The sequence below is a fragment of the Pseudomonas borbori genome (assembly GCF_900115555.1).
Classification (GTDB): Bacteria; Pseudomonadota; Gammaproteobacteria; order Pseudomonadales; family Pseudomonadaceae; genus Aquipseudomonas; species Aquipseudomonas borbori.
Genome location: NZ_FOWX01000090.1, coordinates 1 through 1,823, shown reverse-complemented (window position 1 = coordinate 1,823; position 1,823 = coordinate 1). Strand labels below are relative to the sequence as shown.

General features: G+C 54.8%; 1 protein-coding gene. It reads right to left on the bottom strand.

Annotated features, from left to right (window positions below; genetic code table 11):
- Window positions 1–102: 102 nt before the first annotated feature.
- Window positions 103–1,302 (bottom strand): tyrosine-type recombinase/integrase, encoded by a 1,200-nt coding sequence (locus tag BM315_RS24095; RefSeq protein ID WP_090506222.1) that lies wholly within the window; start codon window positions 1,300–1,302, stop codon window positions 103–105.
- Window positions 1,303–1,823 lie beyond the last annotated feature (521 nt).

Genomic DNA, 1,823 nt, shown 5'->3' with positions numbered 1-1,823 from the left:
CGAGTGTTCGAATCACTCCGTCCCGACCATATTTTTCAACGACTTAGCCCGGTTTCTCAAGAATCGGGCTTTTTTGTGTCAGGGACTTTTGCGGGACTTTTTTCATCCTGCCATTCTCCTCAGTATTGTCAGCGCCGGGCCTCGAGAGTCGGTAGCCGAAATCTTGTTGGCTTCATCAATCAGCTTGCCCAGTTCCGCGGCCGAATAGTGACTGGTGATGCTGCCGTTCTTGTGGCCTAGAAGAGCCTTCCTGTCTTCCTCTGTCACCCCAGCTGCCCGGAGTCTTCGACCGAAGGTGTGCTTCAGATCGTGGACACGTATCGAGGCGAAGCCGGCTGGAGCTGGGCGCAGAAACTGCTCCTGAAATCTCTTTGCCGCTCGCACTCTGGCTTTCTTCCATGCCGAATCGTTCATCCGATGAACTGGATTCGCCCTGCCATCTCGCTCGGGCTTTCCATAAGGGAATACCCATACAGGGTCCAGCCCTCGTTGCCCCTCGATGACTGATTTAGCCACGTTGTTCAGCACCACTAGCCGTTCGTCACCATTCTTGACCCCGGAACTCTCATGCCTGCCGCCGAAATCAGCAGGTATGAGGAACACGCTGGTCTTGAGCTCCGGAACCGGTATTTCCCAGTCCCAACGGAGTTTTACGACTTCTTGCTCGCGTGAGCCGCTGTTCACCTTGTACAGCGCCATGCGGCGCAGGTGGTCGGGTAACTCGGCGAAAAGAATCGATTGTTCCTCCCAGGACATCGGGTAGGGGGAGCGTTTCGTTATCTTCTCTTCCAGCTTGCTGATCATCGGTACCACATCGAGCCAGGGGCGCTTCTGCTCATCACGCCATTTCCTGGCGCAAAGATTGAGGATGCGTATGACCCGCTCTAGGGTGATGTTCACCGTCCTGTAGGAAACTCCAGGCTTCACCTTGCCGCTGCAGGTCCTGCTGATTTTGAGGCGATCTTTGATGAACGGATTTAACGTCTCATCATCGATATGAGTCAGAGGGATATCCCCGATATATGGATCCAGCTGCTTCAAATGGATGGCAGTCAGACTTATCGAGGGCTGACCCTTGTACTCCACCAGATAACGAGTGGCTGCTTCCCGCCAGGTTCTGATCCTGCGTACGCCGTAGATCTTCTGCTCGCGCAGTTTCTCCAGCTTGTGTATCAGGTATTGCTCTGCCTCCTTCCTATCGCTTGATCCAGTGCTTTCCTGAATTCGCTGACCTCTGAAGACCTTGTCGATGTGCCAGATCCCGTTCCTTTGGTAGAGGCCGCTAATGGTTTTTCGCGCCATGGTTTTTCTCCTTGGCGCTCGCTGCGGGAGTGATCATGTCCCTTGGCACCTTCCTTTTCAATGATGGCCCGGTCGATATAGGCGTCGGCCCAGGCGTCCAGTTCCTCTCGATCAAATCCGATCCCCTGCACTCCAATACGGAACTCGCGGACGTAGGGGCGAACGGTTTTGTTGAACTCAGTGCGGCACATACCCAGGTAGGCAGGTGCCACATTTGCTCGAAGGATTCGGGGCGCACAAGAGTTCAAACGGGCAGGGCGTTGCTCTATTGTTGCTGGCATGACGGTCTTCCTCCTTGTTGCCCAGATCCATGCTGCAGATGCTGGCTGCTGCCCATTGGGCAAACAAGGCAGTGGAGAGGACCGTGGAGGGTTTGATACAACAGGAGCCACTTTTTTGTATTTGGTAGCCTGTCGTAAGGGGCTGTGCGGATTTCGGTGAACGTGACCGGTCATTTCGCTAACAACGTGACCGGTGCCTCCACCCGATTGCGCGGGGTCTAAATTCTAACCGCATCGGTC